Here is a 1,077-nt window from a genome sequence, read left to right as displayed (position 1 = left end):
AAAACTAAGTACTTTGATATCGTTCATAAAGTGAAAAAATAAAAAACTAATACCCAAACACGTTGATAATTTCAGTGCCTTTATTTGTGTTTCTATCGCGGTTGATTGAATCAACCGCGATTTTTACGGCACTGTTGCAAATAACGTGGTGGGGTTGAGCTTGCCCGCCCAGGGGCGGCTATAAACCAAAGACCCGATTCACCAGGCGCACTTCTCCTAACGGATGGTCATAATAAAAGTGCTTAGCCTGACCTTTGCGAAGCGCACACATCACTTCAATTCCTTTAAGCGTCGCATGTGCCGTTTTGATCGATTTAAATCCCAAAGCAGGATTTATAACGCGCTTCAATTTACCGTGGTCACACTCGATAACATTATTGTGGAATTTGATTTGTCGGTGCTCAACGTGAAATGGGCATTTCCCCTCTTGTTTTAAGAGGTTAAGTGCGCGGGCATAAGGCGCGGCTTTATCCGTATTAATGACACCCGGAATTTGCCATTTTTTGACACGATTAAATATTTTTCTTAAAAACCGATAAGCCGCTTTGGTGTTGCGACGAGGCGAGAGATAAAAATCAATGGTATGCCCACGGCTGTCAACCGCACGATAGAGGTAAGCCCATTTGCCATTTACTTTCACGTAGGTTTCATCCAAATGCCAATTTTGGAGGTCTGTCGGGTTACACCAATACCAACGAAGTCGCTTTTCTATTTCAGGCGCATAACGTTGAACCCAACGGTAAATGGTGGAGTGATCGACATTCACGCCGCGTTCGGCCAGCATTTCCTGTAATTCACGGTAGCTGATGCCGTATTTACAGTACCAGCGGACTGCCCACAGGATGATAATGCCGGTAAAATGACGACCTTTAAATGCATTCATGCGGAGAGCCTCAGCAGCGGACTGGTTAACTCAGCATAATGGGTCAGGCAAACTTTGCAACAGTGCCATACCGGGAAAACCGGCGGATTCTCTTATGACGAATATAACCCTGTTGCCGTACTTGACAGTCTGGTAAGCCGTGACGGACTGACGGATGACCCGCGCTACCGGGAGTACTACACCATGCGACTCGC

General features: G+C 46.1%; 1 protein-coding gene. It reads right to left on the bottom strand.

The genetic code is table 11. The features are described 5' to 3' along the window. Nucleotides 1-178: 178 nt before the first annotated feature. Complete coding sequence (locus AAZR23_RS20680) at nucleotides 179-883, bottom strand: IS6 family transposase (RefSeq protein WP_434694500.1); 705 nt, start codon at nucleotides 881-883, stop codon at nucleotides 179-181. Nucleotides 884-1,077 lie beyond the last annotated feature (194 nt).

Origin of the sequence: Morganella sp. Je.2.23, from assembly GCF_051129855.1 — a bacterium.
Taxonomy (GTDB): domain Bacteria; phylum Pseudomonadota; class Gammaproteobacteria; order Enterobacterales; family Enterobacteriaceae; genus Morganella; species Morganella sibonii.
Note: the sequence above shows the minus strand (reverse complement) of the source record. Positions and strands in the feature narration are given on the sequence as shown.

Coding starts and splice junctions, on each gene's coding strand:
- AAZR23_RS20680 (WP_434694500.1), bottom strand. CDS start 883: ATGAATGCATTTAAAGGTCGTCATTTTACCGGCATTATCATCCTGTGG.